1 protein-coding gene is annotated in these 1629 nt (G+C 44.5%); it reads left to right on the forward strand.

Features of this window, described 5'->3' with window-relative positions; genetic code table 11:
* Nucleotides 1-40 precede the first annotated feature (40 nt).
* Nucleotides 41-1501, forward strand: coding sequence for a coniferyl aldehyde dehydrogenase (locus tag A3761_RS15025; protein WP_068507112.1), 1461 nt, complete (start codon nt 41-43; stop codon nt 1499-1501).
* The last annotated feature ends 128 nt before the right edge of the window (nt 1502-1629 follow it).

The raw sequence follows: 1629 nt of genomic DNA on the forward strand, positions 1-1629 counted from the left end.
ACATAAGCACGTTTAAATCGATAAAAATAGAGGCAAACAAATGAACTGCGCGGCGAAAATTTCTACTCACGATACATCTATTGAAGAACGATTAACTATGCTTAAGTCAGCGGCTCGAGCTAATCCTTACCCTTCCTTCAATGAGAGGAAAAAAAATCTTCTAAATCTTCGTAGCCAAATTCAGCGTTACCAAGATGCCATTACCGCTGCAGCAGCCAAAGACTTTGGCTGGCGCGCACCAGCTGAATCTAAACTTATTGATGTGCTCGGGCCCGTTTTAGAAATCAATCATGCAGTTCACAAACTCAAAAAGTGGATGAAGCCTAGTCGTAGATCCACGGAGTTACTCTTCACAAGTAATAAAGCCAAAGTACATTACCACCCCAAAGGTGTTGTCGGAATCATCTGCCCATGGAACTTTCCCTTATACCTAGCGTTAGGGCCTCTTATTGCAGCTTTGGCAGCGGGCAACAGAGCGATGATCAAAATGCCGGAGAATTGCCCTAACTCAGCCGCATTACTGCAAGAAATGCTTAGCGAAATTTTTCCTGAAGACTTGGTGGATGTGTTGCCTGGTGACCACCCGGATGCGATGAAAATTTCAGAGCAGCCTTTCGATCATTTGGTGTTTACAGGCTCGCCTAAAACCGGGCGTATTATCATGAGTAACGCGGCTAAAAATCTGGTACCTGTCACTTTAGAACTCGGTGGAAAATCGCCGGCAGTTGTGTGTGAAGGCGCCAACCTGAATGATGCCGCTAAGCGAATTGCGCATGGTAAGGCCATGAATAGCGGTCAAGTCTGTTTAGCACCTGACTATGCGTTAGTACCTAGAAATAATATTGATGAGTTTGTTGAGGCCGTAAAGAAACAGTTTATAAAAATGCATCCCTCGACTTCCGGTAGTGAACATTACACCTCATTGGTAGACGACCGCGCAGACGAACGTTTCAGGCGCCTAATTGACGACGCGAAAGCGCATCGGGCAGACATAACCGTTTGCGGTTCTATTGGCAAGGGGCGGCAGTACCCGCTTCATATTGTAAAGAACCCTGATCTCAATATGAATTTGATGCAAGAAGAAATATTCGGTCCAATTTTGCCTGTGATTCCCTACGATAATATCAACGAAGTAATTGACTTTATAAACGACCGGGAACGCCCTCTAGCACTCTATTTATTCGGCCATGATAAATCCATACGAGACACAATTATGAAAAACACGCTGTCTGGTGGAGTAAGCATTAATGATTGGGGCTGGCATGCATTCAATCACGACATGCCTTTTGGTGGCGTGGGTAATTCAGGTATGGGCAGTTACCATGGCGAAGAAGGGTTTCGTGAGCTATCCCATGCCCGATCGACTTTTCAACGACATCGATTCTTTCCGATTGGTTTATTCTATCCTCCCTACGGAACCATTATTCAGAAATTATCGATGAAACTATTTCTAGGTAAGGCAGATAAAGAGCTGCTAGGCCCACCTAATCTAGATTCATAATAATAAACACCTTTGGGGTTACCGATGACACAGATAAACACAACACTCTCACGCAACAACCTAGCCGACTTTTTAGAGGGCTTTCTTCAAAAATACGCAGAAAAACCAGCTTATTCATGTCTCGGGCA

It is taken from the genome of Oleiphilus sp. HI0123, from assembly GCF_001635315.1.

Bases quoted from the DNA above. Each gene is read 5' to 3' on its own strand.
- A3761_RS15025 (WP_068507112.1), top strand. From the start codon at position 41: ATGAACTGCGCGGCGAAAATTTCTACTCACGATACATCTATTGAAGAA.